The organism is Tyzzerella sp. An114, from assembly GCF_002161055.1.
In the GTDB taxonomy this organism is placed as follows: domain Bacteria; phylum Bacillota; class Clostridia; order Lachnospirales; family Anaerotignaceae; genus Fimicola; species Fimicola cottocaccae.
This window is the reverse complement of record NZ_NFLT01000005.1, coordinates 70,019-95,508: the sequence shown is the minus strand read 5'-3', so window position 1 is coordinate 95,508 and position 25,490 is coordinate 70,019. Positions and strand designations below refer to the sequence as shown.

Below are 25,490 nucleotides of genomic sequence, written 5' to 3'. Positions count from 1 at the left end.
ATTTTCACCATTTTCCTATTAAATCATAAAAAATCCTATATATCCCAAAATTAAACTGTAAATCCCACCGAAAAAAACATCAGAAGGATAATGAACTCCAGCCATAACTCTTGATATTCCCACAAAAAAAGCAAGTACAATCATAAAAATTCCTATAATGGGATTTATATATAAAAAAGCCATAGCAATTATAAATGAACTTGCTGTATGACGACTGGGAAAAGACTCCCCATTTCCATGAGAAATAAGAGGCTCTATATTCTCAATAGTCTCAAAAGGACGTTTTCTTTTTACAACTTTTCTTATAACACTTACGCTTAAAAGTGTAAAAAGAGGTACTGTCATAAATCTTATTATCATTTGACTTTTTGATATAAAAAGAAAAATAATACCTAAAGAATATAAAACAATAAATAATCTTGGGAGAATTTTGGAAGTATATTTTGTAGAAACTTTATGTTTCATTCCTATATTATACAAAAAAATAAATATTTCTCTATCCAAAGCACATATCTCCTTTAAAACAGTCTATAAAGATAATAACAAATTATGAAAAGGCATTGAATATACATTTTATATAAATTTTACTTAAAAATCATTAAAAATATTTTTAATTGCCCTTATTGACATATTATATTAAAATATATAGGACGCTCGTTATTTTATACTTTAATATTATAGCAATATACAAAAAATTTACGTTTTTTCACCAGAATGGAGGATTTATATGGATAGTATAATGGGCATTTTATCATCTATACAAACGATAGTTTGGGGCCCACCTACACTTATTTTGTTAATTGGTACAGGTTTATATTTCACAATAAGACTTGGATTTCTTCAGATAATCCACCTTCCACGAGCAATAAAATATATATTTCAAAAAGAAGAAGGCATTGACGATGACACAGGTGACGTTTCAGCCTTCGGCTCTCTATGTACAACTCTTGCAGCAACAATAGGAACGGGAAGTATAGTTGGTGTTGCAACAGCTTTGAGAACAGGAGGTCCCGGAGCTCTTTTTTGGATGTGGGTTTCAGCCTTTGTTGGAATGACAACAAAATATGCTGAAGGTGTTTTGGCTGTAAAATATCGTACTGTTGATGAGAATGGTCAAATAGCCGGAGGACCTATGTACTATATACAGAATGGATTAGGCAAAAACTGGATTTGGCTTGCAAAACTTTTCTCTGTATTTGGAATAATAACAGCTCTTTTAGGCTGTGGAACATTCCCTCAGGTCAATGCTATAACAGAATCAACAAGCTCTGCTTTTAATTTGCCTGTATGGATTGTAGGCATAATTGTTACTATTGCAGTTGCTGCTGTTGTTATTGGTGGCATAAACTCAATATCAAAGGTGGCAGAGTTTATTGTACCTATAATGGCAATATTTTATGTTTTAGGCTCTCTCTTAATACTTTTTATAAATGCTTCTGTTATACCTTCTGTATTTAAATCTATATTTGAGTCAGCCTTTAATCCTCATGCAATGCTTGGAGGAACTTCAGGAACAGTTATAATATCTGTAATGACGGGTCTTAGGACAGGCGTTGCTCGTGGTATATATACAAATGAGGCAGGACTTGGAAGCTCTCCTATTGTTGTTGCCGCAGCAAAAACAAATTCTTGTGTTCGTCAGGGATTAATTTCAATGACAAGTGTATTTTTTACAACAATAATAATATGTACAATGACAGGAATTGTTGTTATATCATCAGGTCTTTTAGACTCATCATCTCTTGACGGAAGTCTTTTATCAAATGCAGCTTATAACAGTGGTCTTCCGGGAAATATAGGAATGTATATAGTTTCAATAGGTCTTGTATTCTTCTCATTTACAACAATAATAGGCTGGTGCTACTATGGTGAAAGATGTCTTTTATATCTTGTAAACAGCGTTCAATTTTCTTTTTTATTTAAAATTGTTTATATAATATGTATCGCTGTTGCACCTTATTTATCATTAAAACCTATATGGCTTTTGGCGGATATAACAAACGCTCTTATGGCTTTCCCTAATCTTATAGGTCTTTTAGCATTAAGTCCTGTTGTAATTTCAGAGACAAAATTATTTTTTGAAAACAACAAAAAAGCCCCTTTTTAAAAAGGGACTTTTTTTTATTTCTCATTTTTAGGAATAAGCATATACCACACAGCACCTGCAAGGAATATTGATGAATATGCACCGCTTATTATACCTATTATAAGTGGGAGAGCAAATTCTTTTATAGACTGTACTCCAAGTATATATATTGTTCCTATTGTAAAAAGAGTTGTTAAAGATGTATTTACAGAACGAGCAAGAGTCTGTATAACACTTTTATTTATTTTATCTGCTGTTTCATTTACTCTGAAATTACTTTTATTTTCTCTTATTCTATCAAAAATTACTATTGTAGCGTTTATAGAATAACCTAAAACAGTAAGTATGGCAGCTATAAATGAGTTATTTACAGGTATTCTTAAAACTGCATAGAATGCAAGAACAACAAGAACATCATGAACAAGGGCAAATATAGCACTTGCTCCAGCTCTGAAATCTTTAAAACGTATTGATATGTATACAAGCATGGCTCCACAAGATACAAGTATAGCTAAAAGAGCAGCTCTTTGCATTTCTCCACTTATAGTTCCTCCAACATCAGAAACATCATGAACTTCCATGTCTGTATATTTCTGATTAAGAGCCTCTATAAGAGCAGTTCTTGTTTCACTGTCTATTGACTGCATTTTTATACTTACTTCATTTGTTCCAGTAACTCTCTGAACCTGAGGTGCAGACTGACCTGTTACATCTTTTATTATATCGGAAATATCACTATTTCTAAAATCTCCTCCGATATCAATATCCATTGATGTACCACCAGTGAATTCAACATCATAATTCAATGCACCCTTTCCGGATACAGAATTTATAATCATTGTTACAATTCCTATACATATTATTATCAGAGAGACTGCAAAGAATTTCTTTCTATTCTTAATTATATCCATTCCCAAAGCCTCCCTTATTTAATTCTTAATCCGTAATGTTTTGGATTTACAATTCCAACACCCATAAGACCTTTTATTATAATTCTTGTTACTACAAGGGCTGTAAACATTGAAATAACAATACCTATCATAAGTGTCTGGGCAAAACCTTTTACAGTACCTGTACCAAGCCAGAAAAGAACTCCGGCAGCAATAAGAGTTGTTATATTTCCGTCAAATATAGCAGGGAAAGCTCTCTTAAATCCTGAGTCAACAGCAGAACGCAAAGTTCTTCCATTTAAAAGTTCTTCTTTCAATCTCTCAAATATAATTACATTGGCATCTACAGCCATACCTATTGAAAGTATAATTCCGGCAATACCCGGAAGTGTAAGTGTAACATTAAATACATTTAAAGCTATAAGCTCAAGAGTTACATATATTATAAGTGCCCAGTCTGCTGCGAAACCGGAAACTTTATATACAGCTATCATAAAAAGAAGTACAATAGCAATACCTATAAAACCAGCATTGAGGCTTGTCTCAAGAGCATCGGCTCCAAGTCTTGCACCTACATTTTTCATCTGTATTACATTAAGATTGAATGGTAAAGAACCAGCTCTTATGAGAGCAGCAAGCTCCTCTGCACTTTCTGGTGTAAAATTACCTGTTATCATAGCATTTCCATCTGTAATTTCACTGTTTACAGTAGGTGCACTCTGAATAGAGTCATCAAGAACTATGGCAATCTGTTTTCCTATATTATTTTTTGTTGCCTCTGCAAATTTCTGTGTTCCTTCCTCAGTAAATTTAAGACTTACATAAGGCTCTGTAACACCATTTCCGTCAACATCAGCAACTTCTTTTTTAGCGTCAGCAACATCAGAACCTGTTAAAAGAACATTTCCTTCCATATCCATAAACATAAGCTGTGCTGTCTGTCCTAATTCAGCTATCGCCTGTTCAGCGTCATCAACTCCAGGAATTTCAACAAGTATTCTGTTATCTCCTGATTTTGAACATTCAGCCTCTGTCCAACCTTTTCTGTCAAGTCGTCCCTGTATAAGTGATACAGCAGATGCCATTTCCTCCTCTGTCACGTCAGCCTTGTCAGCTTCATAAAGAATACTTGCACCACCACTAAGGTCAAGTCCAAGTTTTATATTAGCCATACTAAGAGTTTTTGAGTCCTTTCCTACACCAAAAACACATAAAAACACAAGCACCACTGTAACAACAAGAGTTATGAAAAGTGAAAAAATACTCTTACCTTTCATTATATTTCCTCCTTACAGTATATGACCTCTTAAAGGTCTATTAAAAAATAATTTTTTACTCTGAAAGAGCTTCTTTTGCTTTTAAATATATAGCACATTCAATACGTTTTTTCTGAAGCTCACAACCTGTTTTATACTGTGAAAGTATACTTCCGCCATATTGATAAGCATTCGCAGCACATCCACCACTACAATAGAACTTAGCCCAACATTTTTTACAATCTGGTTTTGAATATACGTTACAAGCTGAAAATTCTTCTCGTCTCTTTTCATCTGTAACACCTTCATAAACTGTTCCCATTTTAAATTCTTCCATACCAACAAACTGATGACATGGATAAAGGTCTCCTTCTGGTGTAACGGCAAGATATTCTGTACCTGAACCACAGCCTGCAAGTCTTTTTACAACACATGGACCACCTTTAAGGTCAATATTAAAGTGGAAGAAATTGAACCAATCTCCAGCTTTTCTTCTCTCATATATAAGTTTTGCAAGTTTTTCATACTCGTCATATATTTTTGGAATGTCTTCCTCTGTTATAGCATAGTCCATAGTATCTTCAGCTACAACAGGCTCAACAGAAATCTGTTTAAATCCTAAATCTGCAAGATGCATTACGTCTTCGGCAAAGTCAAGATTGTGTTTTGTAAATGTTCCTCTTACAAAGTAGTCTGTCTGATTTCTACTATCAGCTAATTTCTGGAATTTAGGAACTATTGTATCATAGCTTCCCTGTCCTCCAGCCTTTGGACGCATATTGTCATTAACTTCTTTTCTTCCGTCTATACTTAAAACAACATTATGCATATTTTCGTTTATAAACTGCATTTTGTCATCATCAAGAAGTATACCGTTTGTTGTTATTGTAAATCTGAAATTTTTATTATGTAATTTTTCCTGTTCACGACCGTATTTTACAACCTCTTTTACAACATCAAAATTCATAAGAGGTTCACCGCCAAAGAAGTCAACTTCAAGGTTTCTTCTTGCTCCTGAATTTTTGATTATAAAATCAATAGCAGCTTTTCCAACTTCTAAACTCATAAGAGAACGTTTTCCATGGTATTCACCTTCTTCAGCAAAGCAATATTTACATTTAAGGTTGCAATCATGGGCAACATGGAGACAGAGAGCTTTTACAACTGGATTTCTGTTTGTAACTTTAGGGAGAACAAACTCATAATCATCTTCTGTAAAAAGCATTTCATTTTTTTCAAGCTCTTTTATTTCCTCAACAGCTTCATTTAATTCTTTCTCTGTGAACTTTTCGCTGTATTTTTCAAAAAGTTCTTTTTCTGACATTTCCTTAAAGCTGTCAACTATTTCATAAACTACATCATCTACAATATGAACAGCACCACTATCAACGTCCATAACAACGTTTATACCATCCATAGAAAACTTATGTATCATAAGTGTATCCCTCCAAAATTTATAGGTGTTAAAAATATTTTTTTACAAAAATAAAATTGCCTTTCGGCAATTTTATTTTCCAAACATAATTATTTGTTTTCGCAAGACTGATTTGCTACTGTGCAAGATGTTTTGCAAGCAGACTGGCAAGAAGTCTGGCACTCACCACAACCACCTGTTGCAGCTGTTTTTTTGAGCATAGCTGTGTTTAAAGTTTTAATATGCTTCATCACATTTACCCCCTTTAAATTAGGATTGCCCCTAAAATAGGAGCATAATGCAGGCATTTCTACCGCATTATATATTATGTTCGATATATTATACCATATATAAATTGGTTTGAAAAGTTTATTTTTACCATATAAATTTTAACTCTTTGATTTTCTGTTTACACCTAAAACTCCGCCTATTCCTCCACCTGCTATGGCTATTCCAATCATTGTTATTTTTCCTGAATTAAATTGAAAATCGGCTCCACACAATATACATATAACAAAAAGTATTGCCATATATATAATCCCTGATATTATTCCCCACAAAAGTCCCTTTTTGCCAAAATTAGAAGCAGTGTCAAAACCTGCCATAAGTGTTGACAAAGCTGTACATATAAGAGACACCAAAGGGACTCTGTTTTCATCAAAATCAGTATATGTAAGAATAATTGCCAGAGCTATAAAAACAACAGCTGTAAAAAGAAAAGCTATTATCTGCGGTTTTATAACTGACATTAATGATGAAAAACTTTTAATCTCACTTTTTTGGACGTTTTTTGTATTTTGCATAACACAAAACCCCTTTTATATAAATCTATAATAAAAAATATGCTTAAAAAAATTATTTATACCATAAGTACTATATACTTATTAATACTGTTATGTTATAATTCATAAACGACAAATCTTTTCCTATTTAGATAGGAAATAAATTATTTGATATGTTATTAAAAATATTTTAAAATTTTTAATAACTATAAATATTTTTGAAAGGGTGTGTTTTTTTGGAAGTAAGTAAAGAAAACAAAATGGGGACTATGCCTGAAGGCAAACTCTTAGTAAATATGTCTGTTCCTATAATGATTTCAATGCTTATACAGGCACTGTACAACGTTGTTGATAGCTGGTTTGTTTCAATGGTAAGTACAGATGCATTCGCAGCAGTTACTCTTGCCTTCCCAATTCAGATGCTTATTATATCTGTTTCAGTAGGTACGGGAGTAGGTATAAACTCTCTTATATCAAGACGATTGGGAGAGCATAAATTCTCAGAAGCTGATGCAGCAGCTGAAAATGGTATTTTTGTATGTGTTCTGAGCGGTATTGCCTTTGCATTGTTCGGAGCTTTTTTTTCGGAAAAATTTATAGCTGCATTTACAAATAGTCCTGATGTAATAAAAATGGGTGCAGATTATTTGAGAATATGTACAATTTTTTCATTTGGTGTATTTGTTCAGCTTGCTATGGAAAGAATTATGCAAGCAACAGGAAACAGTTTTTATAATATGATTGTTCAGGGAACAGGTGCTATAATAAACATTGTACTTGACCCTATATTTATATTTGGTCTTTTCGGTGCTCCAAAATTAGGTGTTGCTGGAGCAGCCATTGCAACAGTAATAGGTCAGATAGCAGCGATGCTTTTTGGTCTCTATGTAAATACAAAGAAAAATGATAAAATAAATATAAACATGAGACATTTTCGTCCAAGCGGAAAAGCCATAAAAGATATATATGTTGTAGGTATCCCTGCAATAATAATGCAGTCTATAACATCTCTATTAACAATAGGTCTTAATAAAATACTTATGATGTTCTCACAGAGTGCTGTATCTGTATATGGAGCTTACTTTAAACTTCAGAACTTTATTTTCATGCCTGTATTTGGTCTCACAAATGGTATGATACCTATTGTAGGATACAATTTCGGTGCAAGAAAAAGAAAAAGAATTGTTAAAACAATAAAACTTAGTATAATAGTTTCAGTTGCAATAATGTTTGCTGGTACAATACTTTTTCAAATTATGCCTGAAAGTCTTTTACTTATATTTAATGCAGACAGTGAAATGCTTGAAATTGGTACACCAGCTTTAAGAATAATAAGTACAAGCTTTATGTTTGCCGGTGTCAGCATTGTATTTTCATCAGTGTTCCAAGCAATGGGAAAAGCTGTATATAGTCTTTTAATATCAATAACAAGACAGCTTCTTGTTATTTTACCTGTTGCATATATAATGTCAAAATTATTTGGTCTTTCATTTGTTTGGACAGCCTTCCCTATTGCTGAATTTATTGCTCTTATTATGAGTATATTAATGTATATGAGATTACATAAAAAATATATAAAAACTCTTGACTAAAGGCGGTTATAAAAATGGAAAAAGATTTAACTAAAGGTAATGAAACAAAAGCAATGCTTATTTTTGCTATACCTATGATACTTGGAAATCTTCTTCAGCAATTTTATAATATTGCTGATACATTTATTGTAGGAAAATTCATAGGCTCCAACGCTCTTGCAGCAGTAGGTACTTCTTTTTCACTTATGGTATTTATAACATCTGTAATAATAGGACTCTGCATGGGAAGCGGAGTCCTATTTTCAATGTATTATGGTGCTAAAGATACGGAAAATCTTAAAAAAAGCTTTTTTATGTCTTTTATAACAATATTTTTTACAGCTCTTATATTAAATATAATTGTATTTATATTTACTGATAAAATAATGGTTCTTCTCTCAATAGATAAAGTCATTTATGATATGACCAAAGAATATCTTACAGTAATATTTTCCGGTATAATGTTTGTTTTTGTGTATAACTTTTTTTCAGCATTTTTAAGAAGTATAGGAAACTCAACAATACCTGTTATATGTCTTGCCATATCAGCCATACTAAATATTATTCTTGATTATATTTTTGTATGCATTTTCAATATGGGTGTATTTGGTGCAGGCTTTGCAACTGTTATAGCACAGTTTGTGTCAGCTGTTGTTATAACACTATATTCATTTATAAAAGTTCCCTACACAAGACTTAAAAAACATCATATTAAATTTGAAAAAAATATGATTAAAAGAATACTTAATTATTCTTCCCTTACAAGTTTACAACAATCTGTTATGAATTTCGGAATACTTATGATACAAGGTCTTGTAAATAGCTTCGGAGTTACAGTTACAGCCGCCTTTGCTGCTGCTGTAAAAATAGACTCTTTTGCTTATATGCCTGTTCAAGATTTTGGAAACGCTTTTTCAACATACATAGCCCAAAATATGGGGGCTGGAAAAAAAGACAGAATACATAAAGGTCTTAAATCTGCTGTAAAAATGTCTGTAATATTCAGTATTATAATATCAGTGATAGTTTTTATATTTGCTAAAAATTTAATGCTTATATTTGTAAAGGCTGAAGAAAATATTATAATACAGACAGGTGTTGAATATCTGAGAATAGAAGGTTCTTTCTATTTTGGAATAGGTCTTTTATTTATATTGTATGGTCTTTATAGAGGTCTTGGAATGGGAATGATGTCTGTAATATTAACAGTAATATCCCTTGGAATGCGTGTGATTTTGGCATATACACTTTCACCTATAAAGTCAATAGGTCTTTATGGAATATGGACAGCAATACCAATTGGTTGGATATTAGCTGACATTACAGGATTTTTATATTATTATAAAATTAAAAATAAGTTATAAAACATACCTTTAAAGGTATGTTTTTTATTTTAAGTTTAAAAAATAATTAACTTGAATTTTTTTACATGTTGTATTATATTTTTATTAGTATGTTCTATTAACATATTATAATTTTACGGGGGGTTTTATTTATGAAAAAACATGCTTACAAATATCGTTTTGTATCATTATGCATGGCTTTAACAATGGCTCTTTCCTGTACTTCAGGTTATGCTACTGTCTTTGCTGATGAAGTAGATACAAATGAGATTACAAGCGAAGAAACAGTAATTGTTGATGAAAACACAGATACAGTTGTTGAAGATGAACCTACAACTAACGAAGTTGAAGAAACAATTACAGAAGATGAGACAGCTGAAGAAGTGACAGAAACAGTAACAGAACCAACAGAAGATATAATTGCTGCACCTGAAGTTATAGAAGACGTAGCGGTTCCTATGACTATGACAGTTAACGAAGTTGAAACACAAGAAGTAGATGTTCAGCTTCAGGACGGTGAAGTTATAATTCCTGATGGTGCTGATGAAAGCACAGTAAAAGAAATTCTTTTTGATGCTCTTGTTGTAAACAAAGAGGATTTCTCTGCACAGGATTTAGAATGGGAATATTACTGTGAAGGTAAGAGTAGCACAGGATTAGCAAAAAATGACGCTTGGGGTAGCGTTAATGGATTTACAAGTGAAAAGAAAGTTATGTTTATTCCAACAACATTTACTCACCCTGCTCTTTCAGACAATGAAGATGGAAGTTATAAAATAAGAATTGAAGGAACAACAGATGAAGTAACTGTTACAAAATATAACAAAGAACCTTCAAACATAGTAGTAAAGGGCGGAGAATATTCAGTAAGTCTTTATGTTAATGATTACAACTCATCAGAATACAACTATGACAGACTTAGAGAAGACATTTTTAATGCTGTTGTAGATGTTGAAAATTCAAATCCAAGTGATTTAACTGTTGATGATATTACTTTTGAACACAAAGGAACATTTTCATGGTATCCTCTTGAAGGAAATTCTGATGATTTTACAGGATTAACACAGTTAAAACCTGAACAGGACAAAAAAATAAGACTTACTCTCCCTGAAACTGATGATAGAAAAGGTTCACAGGTTGAAGTAACTGTTGATGTAAATGAATTTGAAAGAGCAGCATCTAGCGTTGTATTAAAAGCAAATTCATCATTTACATATAACAAAGATGTTGAAGCAATGAAAACAGAAATATTCAACAATGTTATTGATTGGGAAAACTCAACACTTCCTTCAAAAGACAGCGTATCAATTGATATGTTTAATTTTGAGTACTATGCAACAGCAAAAATACTCGGCTCTGACCAGCTTATTAAAAACGACTGGGCTCCACTTGAAGGAGGATTTGTAAACTTTTTAGAATATCCTGTTATTGGTGCTGGAGAATACAAAATAAAAGTAACATTTAACGGAAATTCAACACATACAAATTCATCTGCTGAAACTGATATTGCAATCAGCAAAGCAAAAGTTAGTGTAAAAGTTAAAACTACAAATAAATATGCTGATGAAAAACTTCCTGATGATTTTGTAACACTTTCTGTTGATGATAAATTTGATATATACACAGTATATGGCGGTGTTACAAGCAGTCTTGCTCCCACTGCATATCTTCAGATAAGCGGTATTGAAGACAGCAAATTTATAGAAATTATAGACAAGCTTCTTGCATTTATAGGTGAAGAAACATTAACAGAAAAAATGCAGGACGGTATCACTCTTGGTGAATTAAACGATATAGTATCAAAACTTGTAAATGCTGCAAATACAATTCCTTTCTTTGCTGATTTTGTAAAATCTCAGGGAATTGACCTTGACGCTCTTGTAAAACTTACAGAAGTTATAGGAAAACTTCCAGACAGCACAAATGACATAAAGATTGCTTTAGGTGAGCCTGACATGGCTGGACTTTACACAGTATTTGCAGTAGCAAACAACCCTAACTATGAAACAGGTGTAGGAATGGGTATGCTCCTTGTAAAAATGCGTATGAGTGGAACAAAACTTATATACAATCAGGATATACCTTCAAAAATAACTGTTGAACAGGCTAAAACATATGATTTTACAGCTGATGTATGGCATGACGGAGTTCGTAAAACAGCAGAAGACGGTGCAAAAGTAAAATATCTTTATTCAGGACTTACAAGCAAATGGAGACTTTACTCAAGCACAACAACTCCACCAACAGAACCTGGAAAATATACACAGACTATTGTAACTTTAGGTGGTAACTATCAGGCTGCTCCTGTTACAAGAGCATTCCAGATTGTAAAATAAATAATAAAAAATTAAAGAGGACTTTTAAAAGTCCTCTTTTTTTAATGCTGTTTAAAAGCACAGTTTCCCAAATATTCTGATAAACCAAAAAGTTCTTCTTCTATTCTTAAAAGTCTATTATATTTAGCTGTTCTATCACTTCTACATGGTGCTCCTGTCTTAATCTGACCAGCATTTACGGCAACAGCAATATCAGCAATAGTTGTATCTTCTGTCTCTCCTGAACGATGAGAAATTACTGCTGTCATATTATTTTTCTGGGCAGTTTCAACAGCCTCAAAAGTTTCTGTCAAAGTACCTATCTGATTTACTTTTACAAGTATAGAATTTCCCGCTTTCTGTTCTATACCTTTTTTAAGTCTCTCTGTGTTTGTAACAAAAAGGTCATCTCCCACAAGCTGAACTTTATCTCCAAGTTCTCTTGTAAGTTTTCTCCATCCTTCCCAATCTTCTTCAGCAAGACCATCTTCTATTGAAACAATAGGATATTTGTTTGAAAGTTTCTTCCAAAACTCTATCATTTCATCAGTTGTTCTAACAATATCTTTTCCAGCCATTTTACTTTCTCCTGGGAAATGATACATTCCGTCAGTCTCGTTATAAAGCTCTGTGCTGGCAGGGTCTAAAGCAATTTTTATATCTTTACCGAATTTATAACCGGCTTTTTCCACAGCCTCCCCTATTATATCAATAACCTCATCGGCTGTGGCAATATCAGGTGCAAATCCTCCTTCATCTCCAACAGCTGTTGAAAGTCCCTTTGATTTTAAAACACCTTTTAAAGTATGATATACTTCACAACACATTTTTAATCCTTCTGAAAAACTCATAGCTCCAACAGGCATTATCATAAATTCCTGAATATCAACTGTATTATCAGCATGTTTTCCACCATTCATAATATTCATCATAGGAACAGGCATTACATGAGCATTAAATCCTCCTAAATATTGATATAAAGGAATTTTTAAGGCACAAGCTGCTGATTTAGCTGTTGCAATAGATACACCTAAAATAGCATTAGCCCCAAGTTTTGACTTATTATGTGTACCATCAAGGTCTATCATTTTTTTGTCGATAGCTCTCTGGTCAAGGGCATTCATACCTATAATTTCTTTTGAAATTATATCATTTACATTTTTAACAGCATTTAAAACACCATTTCCCTTATATCTTTTTCCACCATCACGAAGTTCACAGGCTTCAAAAGCTCCTGTTGATGCTCCTGAAGGAACAGCAGCCCTTCCTATATACTGATTTTCTGTTATAACTTCAACTTCAACAGTTGGATTCCCTCTTGAGTCTATTATTTCTCTTGCAAAAACGTCTGTAATTTCAATATAACTTTTCAAAATATCTCCTCCTTTCTTAAGTATTTTTCCACCAAAGATTTTATATATTCAGAAAAATTAAACTATAAGTTCATTTCAATAAAATATATAAAAATAGTATTATTATGTAAAAGAAAAGAGGTGTTTATTTTGAAAAAATACATAATAATTTATCATACAGATTACTGGTATTTTTATTACAACATAGGACAATTTAATATAAAAAATCTTAATGGTGTTGAATTTTCAATATTAAATGAAAAAAATGAAGATGATGTATTTTTCAATTTAGATTTTTATAATATTAAAGGTCTTGAAAATATGATTGAAGAAAATGAATATATAGAAAAAGGCTCAAAAGAATATACAACATTTATAGAAAAATATAAATTATTAAAACAAAATAAAATTGATTACTTTATATCATCAATATATTACCCTTACGAATACAGGTCAATAAATGATTGTGATTTAAAAAATTCAACAATATTTGAAATTAAAAGCGAACCATTAAAACCAAATTATGCTCATATATTCATTAATGAAAATGAAAGTGTTACACCGGAAAAAATTATATTTTGGCTTAAAAAACTTTCTGTTGAAATTTTTGGAGAAGAAATAGACTTTGAAATTTTAGATTTTTGTACAAGAGCTGAGACTATAAAATTATATAACACTGACGGTAGATTTTAATGAAAAAGCCACAGAATAATCTGTGGCTTTATTTTTTATAAATTATTTATTTATAAGAAGACTTTCTCCTGTCATTTCAGCAGGCTGTGGAAGTCCCATCATTTCAAGAAGTGTTGGAGCTATATCAGCAAGTTTTCCGCCTTCTTTAAGACCTACACCCTCTTTATAGTTTACAAGTATAAATGGTACAGGGTTTGTTGTATGAGCTGTAAAAGGTTCACCTGTTGAATAATCTACAAGCTGGTCACTGTTACCATGGTCAGCACAGATAAACATCTGACCGTCAACTTTTAATAATGCATCAAGAACACGTCCGATACATGTGTCAACTGTCTCAACAGCTTTTATAGCTGCTGGCATAATTCCCGTATGACCAACCATGTCTGGGTTAGCATAGTTTACGATTATAAGGTCATAAACTCCGCTTTCGATTTTTTCAACAAGTCCATCTGTAACTTCAACAGCACTCATTTCTGGTTTAAGGTCATATGTTGCAACCTTTGGAGAAGGAACAAGAAGTCTGTCTTCACCTTCATTTGGTTCTTCAACACCACCATTAAAGAAGAATGTAACGTGAGCATATTTTTCTGTCTCAGCTGTTCTTAACTGTTTAAGTCCAAGAGATGAAATATATTCACCAAGTGTATTTGTAAGTTTCTGTGGTTTGAAAGCAACTTCTTTGTTTTCGATTGTTACGTCATACTCTGTAAATGTAACGAATTTTACAGTAGGATATTTTTCTCTAACAAATCCGTCAAAATCTTTATCACAGAATGTTCTTGTAATTTCTCTTGCTCTGTCAGGTCTAAAGTTGAAGAATATTATTGAATCATTGTCATTAACTGTTCCAACTGGTTTTCCTTCACCGTCAACTATGCAAGTAGGTATAACGAACTCGTCTGTTTTTTCATCAGCATATGATTTTTCAATACACTCTTTAACGCTTGGAGCTGTATTTCCTTTTCCAAGAACGATAGCGTCATAAGCTACCTGAACTCTCTCCCAACGTTTATCTCTATCCATAGCATAGTATCTACCACTTATTGTAGCAACTTTACCTACACCAATCTCAGCCATTTTAGCTTCAAGTTCTGCAAGGTAATCTATACCTGATGCAGGAGGTGTATCTCTACCATCAAGGAAAGCATGAACATAAACTTTTGTAAGACCATGTTTTTTAGCAAGCTCTAAAAGTGCATAGAGATGTGTGTTATGGCTGTGAACACCACCGTCTGATAAAAGACCGAAAAGGTGGAGAGCTGAGTCATTCTTTTTGCAGTTTTCAACAGCATCAAGAAGTGCTTCATTTGTGAAGAAATCTCCGTCTTCAATAGCTTTTGTTATTCTTGTAAGTTCCTGATAAACAATTCTTCCTGCACCCATGTTGAGATGTCCAACTTCAGAGTTACCCATCTGTCCGTCTGGAAGACCTACTGCAAGACCACTTGCATATCCTTTTACACAAGGATATTTTGCAACGATAGAATCAATAACAGGTGTATTTGCCTGTTTAACTGCATTTCCTTCAGTTTTGTCATTAAGACCAAAACCGTCAAGTATCATTAAAACTGTTGGTTTTTTACTCATTCTTTATTCCTCCTAAAAATAAGGGCGGACAATTACGTCCGCCCCAAATACCGTAAATCGTGTATTTTAAGATTTACGTAACAAATTCATATAGTAAATTAGTAATTTACAATCTGTGAAAATTCTTCTTTAAGGCTTGCACCGCCAACAAGTCCACCGTCGATGTTTGGCATAGCGAATAACTCAGCAGCGTTTTTGCCGTTTACGCTTCCGCCGTACTGAATTCTAACTTCGTCAGCAACTTCAGCACCGTAAACTTCACCAAGAACTGTTCTTATTGCAGCACAGATTTCTTCAGCCTGTTCACTTGTAGCTGTTTTACCTGTTCCAATAGCCCAGATTGGTTCATAAGCGATAACAACTTTTTTAACATCATCAGCACTAACACCAGCAAGACCGCTCTTAATCTGTGTTCTGATGAAATCAACAGCTATACCAAGTTCTCTCTGTGCAAGTGTTTCACCACAGCACATGATAGGTGTTATACCATGCTCGATAGCTTTTTTAACTTTTTTGTTTACAGTTTCATCTGTTTCAGCAAAATATTCTCTTCTTTCAGAGTGTCCAATAACAACATATTTTACTCCGATTTCTGTAAGCATTGAAGGAGAGATTTCACCTGTATATGCTCCGCTTTCTTCGTAGAACATATTCTGTGCTCCGATAGCGATATTTGTTCCTTTAACTGCATCAAGTACAGGTATAAGGTCAACTGCAGGTACGCAGAATACTACGTCAACTTTATCTGTGTTAACTTTATCTTTTAAAAGTTCAACAAGAGCTAAAGCTTCCTGTGGAGTTTTATTCATTTTCCAGTTTCCTGCTACTATTTTCTTTCTCATAAGACTTTCTCTTCCTTTCAAAATGGTGATTATATAAGTATTATTTTAATTATTTGTCATTAACAGCTGCAACACCTGGTAATTCTTTTCCTTCAAGGAATTCAAGAGAAGCACCGCCACCTGTTGAGATATGGCTCATCTTATCACCAAATCCAAGCTGGTTAACAGCAGCAGCAGAGTCACCACCACCGATGATTGTTGTAGCACCTTCAAGGTTAGCCATAGCTTCAGCAACAGCTATTGTACCTTTTGCAAATGTAGGCATTTCGAATACACCCATAGGTCCGTTCCAGATAACTGTTTTAGCACCTTTTAATGCATCAGCATAAAGTTTTCTTGTTTCTGGTCCAATGTCAAGACCTTCCCAATCATCTGGGATTTCAAGTGTAGGAACAACTTTTGTTTCTGCATCGTTTTTAAATTCCTGAGAAATAACTGTATCTATTGGAAGGAGTAATTTAACACCTTTCTCTTCTGCTTTTTTCATCATTTCTTTAGCATAGTCAACTTTGTCAAGCTCAAGAAGTGATTTACCAACTTTACCACCCTGTGCAACAGCGAATGTGTAAGCCATACCACCACCGATGATAAGTGTATCAACTTTATCAAGAAGGTTGTTAATTACATTGATTTTATCAGAAACTTTAGCACCACCAAGTATAGCAACAAATGGTCTTACTGGATTTTCAACAGCGTTTCCAAGGAAAGCGATTTCTTTATCCATAAGGTATCCAACAGCTGATTCACTTACATAGTTTGTAACACCAACAGTTGAACAATGAGCTCTGTGGCTTGAACCGAAAGCATCGTTTACATATACATCTGCAAGGCTAGCAAGTTCTTTGCTGAAGTTTTCTTCGTTCTTTGTTTCTTCTTTTCTATAACGTGTGTTTTCAAGAAGAACAACATCTCCGTCTTTCATTTCAGCAACAGCTTTTTTAGCATTTTCGCCTACAACGTTGTCATCTTTAGCAAAAACAACATTAACACCAAGTTTTTCTGATAATCTTACAGCAACAGGTGCAAGTGAAAGCTCTGGTTTTGGTTCTCCCTTTGGTTTACCCATGTGTGAGCATAAAATAACTTTTCCGCCGTCAGCTATAAGTTTTTTGATTGTAGGAAGAGCAGCAACGATTCTGTTCTCATCTGTAATTTTTCCATCGATGATTGGAACATTGAAGTCACATCTTACGAGTACCTTTTTACCTTTTACATTTAAGTCGTCTACTGATTTTTTGTTTAACATGTTTTCTCCCTCCGGTTAAATAAAATTATGAATTATTAAAATTCATTTTTGGAACAGCTTGTACAAGGAGTTCCTAATATTATTTTACTGCGAAAAATAAATAAAATACCTTCTCCGCAAGTTTAATTATAATACTGTGTCTATCCGAGCTGTCATAAAAATGTGTTTTAACAGTACACAGCCTAATAGTATTTTAGCATAAGCAACCAAAATCAGCAATAATTGTTACTTTATTTCTTTAAGTTCTAAAATACCTTTTGCAGCACCTTCGTCAATGACTATTGTCATATCTGGAAGGTTTTTACAGACTGCCACTATTCCTTGTGCCTTCTTTTTTCCACCTGCTGCTGCAAGTATAAATGGTATTCTGCAAAGGTCATCAAAACTTAAACCAGCAGAATTTGATTCATAGACAACATCCCCTTGTCCGTTAAAATAATATCCAAAAGCCTCGGCAACAGCTTTTTTCTCAGCAAGTTTTTCATAAACATCATCGGATACCCTTCTCTTTTTAGCCATTTCCAAGGCTTCCCCAAGCCCGAAAACTAATATATCCGCTTTGTTCATACTTGACATTGTCTTTTTTATAGAAGGCTCATTCATTACCTCATTTAAAGCCCGTGAACTCATAGTGTCGGGGATATTCAAAAGTCTGTACCCTGCTGAAAGTTTTTCGGCAAGTCTTGCAGCAAGAGTATCGCTCTGAAGCTCTATTATTCTTCCAACACTACCTCTAGCAGGCACCACCATTCCTGCTTTCTTTGTAGCATATTCACTTATACCATCAACAATAGCAGCAACTGTTGTTCCCCCGGTAACAGCAATTATGCTTTCCTCATTTACGACTGTCATAAGCACTTTTCCGGCAACTCTTCCGATTTCAATCTTTACCCCTGGATTTTCATCGTAATTACCTTGCACTATATGAACCTTTTTAATCCCCAAAATATTTTCAACTTTTTTCTCAAGAACCGAAAGACCGTTATATTCTTTTACCGTATCCTCCAGTCCATTAATAATTTCTATCCCGCTTTCAGTGATGTTTATACCCACCTTTGAAACAGTAACAAGGCCTTTTTCGGCAAGTTTCTCAATATCACCTCTAACCGTTCGCTCTGTGATATCAAGATATGAGGCTATTGTTCTTCTTCCAACAGGCTGGAAAATGTTTATTGTTTTTAATACCTTATATCTTCTTGCAAATACTTCCATTTGGTCAGGTATTAATTTTTCTATCATAAACACTATATTTTCCATAAACTCACCCCTGTCGGGACATAATATGTCCCTATTGTATATTTTATGTCCCACGTGCTTTAAAAATAATACTTACTTAAATCACCCTTAAGTAAGTCTATGGTTAGTATACTACTGTCTTCCAAAAAATTCAACACTTTATTTATAGTCATTATGTAAAATCATAGTATATTACCTTCAAAAAATTATACAAAATAGCCAAAAAAGTTGTTTTTGTATAAAAATTTGTACAATTTAACAACTATTTCGTTTAGCTCCATATTTTTTATTATATATTTAGCATAATTATGCATTATATATAAAACCATAAGGGTATTTTTTTGACAATACCCTTATGGTTTTCATTTATACTCACTTATGATATTTTCTAATATGTCACACACAAATTCTATAATGTGGCAACAATCATTTCTACCTTCCGAAAGTCTTCCACAGTCGGTATATTTATATTTTTCAAAAAACATATCAAAAAATTTCGCTCTACATTCTCTACATTCATATTCATCAAGTATCATTCCCAAAACTATTACAGCAGATATTACAACGCCACACATACCACAAAATCCAAAACCATTATTTATAAGATTTATACCTTTTTCAAAATCATCAGATACTTTTACATTGTATTTAATTTCTGCCGCCTTAAAAATACATAATGAACAACTATAACCTTCACTATAAAGCCTAAGAGCAGTATCTTTCATAGTATCACCAATATATATTTTTATAATATAGTATGTTTTTTAAAATATTATGTTAAACCGAAATATTAAATTTATTGTTGTGTATCATTTGCATTAGCATTATCTCTCATCTGTGGAGGCTCTTTTGGTTCTTCTCCATTAAATTCTTTAGGCTCTCCTTCCGGTCTCTCTCCATTTGTTTTTTCTGGAATTTGTCCGTTAGGGCTCATACCTCTACCGCCATGACCTCCCATATTTTCACCACTTCCATATATAAGACCACTCATTGTAACACTTGTATTTTCTGTTCCCATATTTATATTATATGTTCCACCGTCAATAATATCCGGAGTGCTTACAACAATACTATTATATTGTTTTTCTGGTTGAAACTCTATAATACTATTTCCATTACTGTCTGTAACAGAGACAACTCCACTTTGCATACTTTGTGAAGATAAAAGTATAGAGCCTTGAGTTGAATTTTCACCAAAATTCTGCATCATTCCACTTATACCAGAAGCAGCAACAATTCCTCCTGTGATTGTGCCCTCTCCATTATAGTCTAAAGCTCCATTTCCTCCTCTTTCAGAAGCATAAATATATGTTTCTCCACCTGTAATATAAAGATTTCCATTGGAGTCTATGCCGTCACCTTCAGCATTTATTGTTATATTTCCGCCCTTTATATTTATATTGCAATTTTCATTTACAGCAAAACTATCTTTCATTCTTCCTTGTCTATCAGCAATTCCTGATGAATCATTTCCGCCGGCTGAATTTATACCGTCATCATCAGACATAATATAAATATTTCCATTTTCTATATTTACTGTTTGACCTTCTATTCCTTCATATGATTTTGATATATTTATATCTCCACCATTCACAGTAACTTCTAAATCTGAATGAATACCGTCATCACCTGTCATTATGCTAAATGTTCCGTTATTTATAAATATATTTCCATTTGAATGTATTGCATCATCATAGGAATTAATATTATATTTACCATTATTTATAAACATATCTTCGTCAGATTTTATACCTTTTGTACTGGCCGTATCTCCACTTTCACTGTAAGTAATTTCTGTGTTTTCGCTTCCTCCACCAGATACAATATTAAATTCACCTGAATTTATCTGTACAGTATATACACCATCTATTCCATCATATCCAGAATTTATATTATATGTTCCATCAACAATATAAACATAACCTTTTGAAGCGTCATCTGAATTTTCACTGTGTATTCCGTCTTTACCTGAATTTATAACAAAATCACCATAAGCAATTCTTACATCATCTTTTCCTGAAATTCCATGACCTGAGGAATTTATATTATATGTTCCGCTAGTAAATATAACACTATCCTTTGACACAATGCCATGACCATATTCTGTATTTGTATTTATATTTAATATACCATTTCCGTTAAATGTTATATCTGATTTTGAAAATACAACACCATCAATGTTATTTTCTCCGTCACTTAAAAATTCTCCTGTATTTGAAAGAGTGTTGACTGAATTTTCAGACATTGTAACATAAACGTTTCCAGCCTCTTTTATATATAAAGGTGCAGATGAACTACTTGTTATATCAACATTATCCAAAACAATTTTAACATCATCTTTATTTGTTATATCAACAACTAACTGTCCTTCTGATAAACTTCCACTTAATATATATGTACCACCTGATGAAATTGTAACAACTCCATTTTCAACAGAAACTCCATTTCCTATTTCAATAGAATTTATATCAGAAAGATTTATTTTTAAAGCTGTACTTTCATCATATGATATGTTCATATCTTCATCTGTAAACATATTTGATGTATCAAGTATACCTGCATTTTCACTTTCCAAAGTTTCAACCTGATTACTATTATTTTGTTCCGAATTACTATTTGTATTACCATTACAACCTGTAAATAATGATATCAAAAAAGTGATAATCATTACAGATGTAAGTAGCTTTCTCTTCATAAAAAATTCCTCCTATAACTCATATGTTCCCATATCTCTGTATGATGAAACTATCTCAAGATTTCCATTTCTAACACGAACTGCATCTATAAGTTTTTTCTCACAATCTTCATTGTTAAGTATAATATTGTATGTCAATTTAAAAAGACTTCCCATATTTGTCGTTTTCACATTTACAAGCTCATATTTTTTTGTATATGTTGCAAATATATCATCAAATATACTTGTATAATCCAAATCTTCAGGAATTGTTATAGACATTGTTTTTTCACGTTTCTTTGATTTTTCCGCACCAAAATCCATATTTGAATATATTACTGTAAGTATTCCCATCAAAACCGAAAATAAAATAGCATATGCAATATATCCCATTCCTGAAACAAGACCTGTTCCCATTGCCACAAATATAGCACATATCTCCTTTGCAGTTCCCGGAACAGAACGAAATCTTACAAGACTAAAAGCTCCAGCAACAGCAACTCCAGCACCTATATTACCATTTACAGCCATTATAACAACACATACGACAGGTGGTAATGATGCGAGAGTTGCAACAAAACCTGATGTATATCTTCCTTTTCTTGTATATGCAAAAGCTGTTACAATACCACATATAACTGATGAAATAATACAAATCATAAATTTATCAATAGATACATTTACTTGTAAGGTTGTATCAAATACCCCATTAAAAATTGTGTCAAGCAATCTTTGTTCCCCCTTTTAAATTATTATTAATAATATATTTATAAGCATTTCCATACTTTGAAAAAGATGTTTTATATATATGGTTTCTACTTAGTATTTTTAATAACCAAAGAGGTATTCCCTCTGATGTTTTAACCTCCATAAGCACAGTATTTTCATCAATAAGTTTGTTTCCATAAACACCTTTATCAAGAGAAATGTCATAATCTCTCCATATTATGTTCCTATCAAATGTTATTCTAAAACTATCATCATATTTTCCAAAAAACGCTTCTCTTTCATAAGATATAAAAATAGAAGGTTCTATATTTTTATAAAACTTTATAAAATAATCAATCTCATTCATTATCTGAGAAGATTTTTCAAAATTTATATCCCCACCAAGATATAATTCTGACTGTTGAAGTGTCATCTCTGTACGTCTCTTATAAACAATACCCTTATATTTCTTTTTGAGTTCAACAAAAACATTATTATTTTTATCTGATACACCATAGCTCCTAACTCTTAATTTTTCTTTATATACAGGTTTTTCCAAAGACCTTCTTATTATAAGTTTATCCGGTGTATCATAATATACATTACATATTGTACTGTTTCCGTATTCATCCCCCTTCATATATTTATACAAAACATTTTTTATTTCATTGTATTGGTTTAAGTTTAAAATAAATTTTATTTCAAATCTTTCAAATGTATTCTTATACCCCATATAAACTCTCCTCTCTTAATTTTTACAAAAAGAGTTTATCAATTTTACCTAAAATCAACTTAAAATCAAATTTAAAACACAATTAAAATATAATTAAAATTTTTAATTTTCCAATATAACCTCTCTTAAAGTTTGCATTGATAAATCTGTTGAAGCTATCTCATCAGCACATCTTTTCAATTCTTTTTCTATTAATTTTTGATTTTTAATATTCTTTTTATATTTCATCTGATGTTCAAGGCTAGCCCAACAATCAAGAGCTATTGTTCTTATTTGTATTTCAACATTTATACTTCTGTTATCATTTATATTAACAGCCACAATAATGTGTAAACTTCTATATCCATTAGATTTAGGATTTTTTATATAATCTTTCACATTTATAACTGTAAAAAAATCATCATTTTCAATCCATTTATAAACACTATAAACATCATCAATAAATTTACATATAATACGTATACCCACAGCATCATTAAGAATATTTAAAGCAGACTCTAAATTTACAGGAAGATTTCTTTTTTTCAATTTATCTTTAATACTCTTTGCACTTTTTATCCTTGATTTATAATGCTCTATATAATCAATACCATTATTTTTTTTATAAATTAATTTCCTATGTTCTTCTATTCTGTTTAATACAATTTTTTCAGCCAACAATAAATTTGAAAGTTCATCTTTATAAAATTCTCTATCTTCAAAAGTTATATTTTCCATTGTAAAATCACCTCAAAACAATTTTATATCTTATACATTAAATCAACTTAAAAAAGACTGTGCATATTATTGCACAGTCTTTTTTAAAAACTAACAGTAAATTCTATTGATTTTCCATCAACACTTTCTGCATGTATTTTACCTTTATGAATATCAACAATAGCTTTAGCTATTGAAAGACCTATACCATATCCCCCTTTTTCACTGTTTCTTGAATTATCTATTCTATAAAATCTCTCAAAAAGTATATCAAGATTTCCTTTCTGTATATTGTCTGTATCGTTGTATAGACTCATATTTATACGCTTTCCCTTTTTATTAAGTTTTAAAATTATATTTCCACAATCAGAAACATACTTAAAAGCATTATCAAGTAATATTGAAATTAATTGTCTTATATTTTCTGAATTTCCATACATAAAAATATTGTCATCAACTTCAACTTTAAAATTAACATTTTTTGAGGCTGCAACTGCTTCAAAAGGACTTGCTGTTTCAATTAAAAGTTCTGAAAATGAAAAATCAGACATTTCTATTTTCTGTCCTTCCTCGTCCATTCTGGCAAGAGAAACAAGATTTGATGTAAGCTTTGTAAGTCGTTTTATCTGATTTTGTATGCTTCTTGTCCATTCATTTTCACCGGAAGTAAGTTCTATAACCTCTGTATTGGCACTTATTATAGCTAAAGGTGTTTTTATTTCATGACCTGCATCAGTTATAAATCTTTTCTGTTTTTCATAACTTTCTGCAATAGGTCTTATAGCTTTCTTTGAAAGTACAACAACAAGTATAAAAACAGCAACTATACAAATCATAGATACAACTATACTATTTATAAGGAAGGTTTTAAAAGTTTCTATATCTTTTTGACAGTCAAGAAAAATCATAAGCATTCCATTTTCACTATCAATGGCGGAATATCTATATATATCAAAAAATCCTACTTTATCCCCCTTATTATATATTTCATAAGCATAATTTTCTGCATCTGTAGATGTTATAGCAGCAATATTTCCTGTATCAATAGTACTTATAACTCCATCATCATTTATATTAACTGTAAAAAACCTAGTTGAAAAAGGAGTTTCAGGTGTAATTTTAGGTATATCATAATCTTCATTATTATTTTTTTCATAAAAGTTTTTATCATGTCTTGGTATCACACCATCATTATTTGCTATATATTGAAGCATTGCATCAGCTCGTTTATTTATCTGCATATAGTTTGATATATTTATACAAGACATTACAAGGGTTATTACAATTGTAACAGAAATCATTGTTATAATTATAAATCTCTTTCTTAGTCTTTCTATCATAAAAACTCCTCCAAAGAATACCCTGCATTTCTTGTAGCTTTTATATTAACTTTTGCATTTATAGCTGATAATTTTTTTCTAAGATAGGATATATACACCCAAACAACATTTATTTCAGCTTAACTGTCATAGCCCCATATTTTTTCCATAAATCTTTCTGTTGATATAAGATGTCTTGGATTTGTCATAAGCATTTCTAACATTTGAAATTCTTTATTTGCCAATCTAAAAGAACCTGTATCAGAATACAATTCAAATGTAGCACGATTTAATGATATATTTGAAAATTTTAAAACAGAATTTGTAATCTCATCTTGTCTTCGTGTCATAGCCCTTATTCTTGCAAGCAATTCTTTCATAGCAAAAGGTTTTGTCAAATAATCATCAGCACCACAATCAAGCCCCAAAACTCTGTCATCTATTTCAGATTTTGCAGTAAGCATTATAACAGGGACACTATTCCCCTTTTCTCTTATATTTTTTAAAACAGTAATTCCATCTATTTCAGGCATCATAATATCTAATATAACACCATCATAATTTTCACAATTTATATATTCAAGAGCCTCTCTACCATTATATACAGCATCAACAGAATAATTATTATGTACAAGTATAGCTGTAAGGGCTTTTGAAAGCTCTTTTTCATCTTCAGCCAAAAGCAATCTCATTTTTATTACCTCCTTTATATTTAAACATTATCATACATACCTTAAACAAACCTTA

Annotated in this window: 22 protein-coding genes and 1 pseudogene; 5 read left to right on the top strand and 18 right to left on the bottom strand. The window is 32.0% G+C overall.

The genetic code is table 11. The features are described from left to right. Positions 1-18: 18 nt before the first annotated feature. Positions 19-504: a phosphatase PAP2 family protein gene (locus B5E58_RS06190; protein ID WP_088108820.1), complete on the bottom strand. Its 486-nt coding sequence runs from the start codon at positions 502-504 to the stop codon at positions 19-21. A gap of 223 nt (positions 505-727) precedes the next feature. On the opposite strand from B5E58_RS06190, the gene B5E58_RS06185 reads away from it, so the two are divergent. Continuing rightward, on the top strand, positions 728-2,107 hold the full coding sequence (locus tag B5E58_RS06185) for an alanine/glycine:cation symporter family protein (protein ID WP_088108819.1): 1,380 nt from the start codon (positions 728-730) through the stop codon (positions 2,105-2,107). A gap of 14 nt (positions 2,108-2,121) precedes the next feature. Here the strand turns inward: B5E58_RS06185 and secF are convergent, their stop codons facing one another. The 5 genes from secF to B5E58_RS06160 all read right to left on the bottom strand — a co-directional run bounded on the left by secF (position 2,122) and on the right by B5E58_RS06160 (position 6,449). Beyond that, on the bottom strand, positions 2,122-2,997 hold the full coding sequence (gene secF / locus B5E58_RS06180) for a protein translocase subunit SecF (RefSeq protein WP_088108818.1): 876 nt from the start codon (positions 2,995-2,997) through the stop codon (positions 2,122-2,124). A gap of 14 nt (positions 2,998-3,011) precedes the next feature. Beyond that, a complete protein-coding gene (gene secD / locus B5E58_RS06175; protein WP_088108817.1) occupies positions 3,012-4,253 on the bottom strand; it encodes a protein translocase subunit SecD in 1,242 nt (413 codons plus the stop codon). 55 nt (positions 4,254-4,308) lie between these two features. Next, complete coding sequence (gene scfB, locus B5E58_RS06170) at positions 4,309-5,667, bottom strand: thioether cross-link-forming SCIFF peptide maturase (RefSeq protein WP_088108816.1); 1,359 nt, start codon at positions 5,665-5,667, stop codon at positions 4,309-4,311. A gap of 89 nt (positions 5,668-5,756) precedes the next feature. After that, positions 5,757-5,897, bottom strand: coding sequence for a six-cysteine ranthipeptide SCIFF (gene scfA, locus B5E58_RS06165; protein WP_088108815.1), 141 nt, complete (start codon positions 5,895-5,897; stop codon positions 5,757-5,759). A gap of 138 nt (positions 5,898-6,035) precedes the next feature. Continuing rightward, positions 6,036-6,449, bottom strand: coding sequence for a TIGR04086 family membrane protein (locus B5E58_RS06160; protein WP_088108814.1), 414 nt, complete (start codon positions 6,447-6,449; stop codon positions 6,036-6,038). Positions 6,450-6,688: 239 nt separating this feature from the next. On the opposite strand from B5E58_RS06160, the gene B5E58_RS06155 reads away from it, so the two are divergent. The 3 genes from B5E58_RS06155 to B5E58_RS06145 all read left to right on the top strand — a co-directional run bounded on the left by B5E58_RS06155 (position 6,689) and on the right by B5E58_RS06145 (position 11,678). Beyond that, entirely contained in the window at positions 6,689-8,020 is a 1,332-nt protein-coding gene (locus B5E58_RS06155; protein ID WP_088108959.1) for an MATE family efflux transporter, read from the top strand. 14 nt (positions 8,021-8,034) lie between these two features. Further along, complete coding sequence (locus B5E58_RS06150; RefSeq protein ID WP_088108813.1) at positions 8,035-9,363, top strand: MATE family efflux transporter; 1,329 nt, start codon at positions 8,035-8,037, stop codon at positions 9,361-9,363. 131 nt (positions 9,364-9,494) lie between these two features. Then, complete coding sequence (locus B5E58_RS06145) at positions 9,495-11,678, top strand: hypothetical protein (protein ID WP_088108812.1); 2,184 nt, start codon at positions 9,495-9,497, stop codon at positions 11,676-11,678. A gap of 41 nt (positions 11,679-11,719) precedes the next feature. On the opposite strand, the gene eno is transcribed toward B5E58_RS06145, so the two are convergent. Then, positions 11,720-13,030: a phosphopyruvate hydratase gene (eno, locus tag B5E58_RS06140; protein ID WP_088108811.1), complete on the bottom strand. Its 1,311-nt coding sequence runs from the start codon at positions 13,028-13,030 to the stop codon at positions 11,720-11,722. A gap of 129 nt (positions 13,031-13,159) precedes the next feature. On the opposite strand from eno, the gene B5E58_RS06135 reads away from it, so the two are divergent. Continuing rightward, positions 13,160-13,702: a hypothetical protein gene (locus B5E58_RS06135; protein WP_088108810.1), complete on the top strand. Its 543-nt coding sequence runs from the start codon at positions 13,160-13,162 to the stop codon at positions 13,700-13,702. 42 nt (positions 13,703-13,744) lie between these two features. On the opposite strand, the gene gpmI is transcribed toward B5E58_RS06135, so the two are convergent. The 11 genes and pseudogenes from gpmI to B5E58_RS06080 form a co-directional block, all read right to left on the bottom strand. Then, on the bottom strand, positions 13,745-15,289 hold the full coding sequence (gene gpmI, locus B5E58_RS06130) for a 2,3-bisphosphoglycerate-independent phosphoglycerate mutase (RefSeq protein WP_088108809.1): 1,545 nt from the start codon (positions 15,287-15,289) through the stop codon (positions 13,745-13,747). Between the two features lie 98 nt (positions 15,290-15,387). Then, positions 15,388-16,131, bottom strand: coding sequence for a triose-phosphate isomerase (gene tpiA / locus B5E58_RS06125; protein ID WP_088108808.1), 744 nt, complete (start codon positions 16,129-16,131; stop codon positions 15,388-15,390). 49 nt (positions 16,132-16,180) lie between these two features. Next, a complete protein-coding gene (locus B5E58_RS06120) occupies positions 16,181-17,377 on the bottom strand; it encodes a phosphoglycerate kinase (protein WP_088108807.1) in 1,197 nt (398 codons plus the stop codon). Positions 17,378-17,602: 225 nt separating this feature from the next. Beyond that, a complete protein-coding gene (locus B5E58_RS06115; RefSeq protein WP_088108806.1) occupies positions 17,603-18,634 on the bottom strand; it encodes a sugar-binding transcriptional regulator in 1,032 nt (343 codons plus the stop codon). A 341-nt stretch (positions 18,635-18,975) separates the two neighbouring features. Then, positions 18,976-19,338, bottom strand: a complete 363-nt coding sequence (locus B5E58_RS06110; protein ID WP_088108805.1) for a C-GCAxxG-C-C family (seleno)protein — start codon at positions 19,336-19,338, stop codon at positions 18,976-18,978. 71 nt (positions 19,339-19,409) lie between these two features. Then, positions 19,410-21,308: a carbohydrate-binding domain-containing protein gene (locus B5E58_RS06105; RefSeq protein ID WP_088108804.1), complete on the bottom strand. Its 1,899-nt coding sequence runs from the start codon at positions 21,306-21,308 to the stop codon at positions 19,410-19,412. Positions 21,309-21,320: 12 nt separating this feature from the next. Beyond that, complete coding sequence (locus B5E58_RS06100) at positions 21,321-22,016, bottom strand: DUF4956 domain-containing protein (RefSeq protein WP_088108803.1); 696 nt, start codon at positions 22,014-22,016, stop codon at positions 21,321-21,323. Then, positions 22,009-22,728 carry a polyphosphate polymerase domain-containing protein gene (locus tag B5E58_RS06095; RefSeq protein WP_088108802.1) on the bottom strand — a complete coding sequence of 240 codons (720 nt, stop codon included), beginning with the start codon at positions 22,726-22,728 and terminating at the stop codon, positions 22,009-22,011. Before B5E58_RS06095 ends, B5E58_RS06100 begins: the two co-directional genes overlap by 8 nt. Positions 22,729-22,830: 102 nt before the next feature. Continuing rightward, the gene (locus B5E58_RS06090; RefSeq protein WP_242956614.1) at positions 22,831-23,445 is read right to left on the bottom strand and encodes a GTP pyrophosphokinase; all 615 of its coding nucleotides are present in this window, start codon (positions 23,443-23,445) and stop codon (positions 22,831-22,833) included. Positions 23,446-23,528: 83 nt separating this feature from the next. After that, positions 23,529-24,764, bottom strand: a complete 1,236-nt coding sequence (locus B5E58_RS06085; RefSeq protein ID WP_088108801.1) for a sensor histidine kinase — start codon at positions 24,762-24,764, stop codon at positions 23,529-23,531. Beyond that, a pseudogene (locus tag B5E58_RS06080) lies at positions 24,761-25,435 on the bottom strand (response regulator transcription factor). Before B5E58_RS06080 ends, B5E58_RS06085 begins: the two are co-directional and overlap by 4 nt. Between the last annotated feature and the right edge of the window lie 55 nt (positions 25,436-25,490).

Coding starts and splice junctions, on each gene's coding strand:
- B5E58_RS06185 (WP_088108819.1), top strand. CDS start 728: ATGGATAGTATAATGGGCATTTTATCATCTATACAAACGATAGTTTGG.
- secF (WP_088108818.1), bottom strand. CDS start 2,997: ATGGATATAATTAAGAATAGAAAGAAATTCTTTGCAGTCTCTCTGATA.
- secD (WP_088108817.1), bottom strand. CDS start 4,253: ATGAAAGGTAAGAGTATTTTTTCACTTTTCATAACTCTTGTTGTTACA.
- scfB (WP_088108816.1), bottom strand. CDS start 5,667: ATGATACATAAGTTTTCTATGGATGGTATAAACGTTGTTATGGACGTT.
- scfA (WP_088108815.1), bottom strand. CDS start 5,897: ATGAAGCATATTAAAACTTTAAACACAGCTATGCTCAAAAAAACAGCT.
- B5E58_RS06160 (WP_088108814.1), bottom strand. CDS start 6,449: ATGCAAAATACAAAAAACGTCCAAAAAAGTGAGATTAAAAGTTTTTCA.
- B5E58_RS06155 (WP_088108959.1), top strand. CDS start 6,689: ATGGGGACTATGCCTGAAGGCAAACTCTTAGTAAATATGTCTGTTCCT.
- B5E58_RS06150 (WP_088108813.1), top strand. CDS start 8,035: ATGGAAAAAGATTTAACTAAAGGTAATGAAACAAAAGCAATGCTTATT.
- B5E58_RS06145 (WP_088108812.1), top strand. CDS start 9,495: ATGAAAAAACATGCTTACAAATATCGTTTTGTATCATTATGCATGGCT.
- gpmI (WP_088108809.1), bottom strand. CDS start 15,289: ATGAGTAAAAAACCAACAGTTTTAATGATACTTGACGGTTTTGGTCTT.
- tpiA (WP_088108808.1), bottom strand. CDS start 16,131: ATGAGAAAGAAAATAGTAGCAGGAAACTGGAAAATGAATAAAACTCCA.
- B5E58_RS06120 (WP_088108807.1), bottom strand. CDS start 17,377: ATGTTAAACAAAAAATCAGTAGACGACTTAAATGTAAAAGGTAAAAAG.
- B5E58_RS06115 (WP_088108806.1), bottom strand. CDS start 18,634: ATGGAAAATATAGTGTTTATGATAGAAAAATTAATACCTGACCAAATG.
- B5E58_RS06110 (WP_088108805.1), bottom strand. CDS start 19,338: ATGAAAGATACTGCTCTTAGGCTTTATAGTGAAGGTTATAGTTGTTCA.
- B5E58_RS06105 (WP_088108804.1), bottom strand. CDS start 21,308: ATGAAGAGAAAGCTACTTACATCTGTAATGATTATCACTTTTTTGATA.
- B5E58_RS06095 (WP_088108802.1), bottom strand. CDS start 22,728: ATGGGGTATAAGAATACATTTGAAAGATTTGAAATAAAATTTATTTTA.
- B5E58_RS06090 (WP_242956614.1), bottom strand. CDS start 23,445: ATGGAAAATATAACTTTTGAAGATAGAGAATTTTATAAAGATGAACTT.
- B5E58_RS06085 (WP_088108801.1), bottom strand. CDS start 24,764: ATGATAGAAAGACTAAGAAAGAGATTTATAATTATAACAATGATTTCT.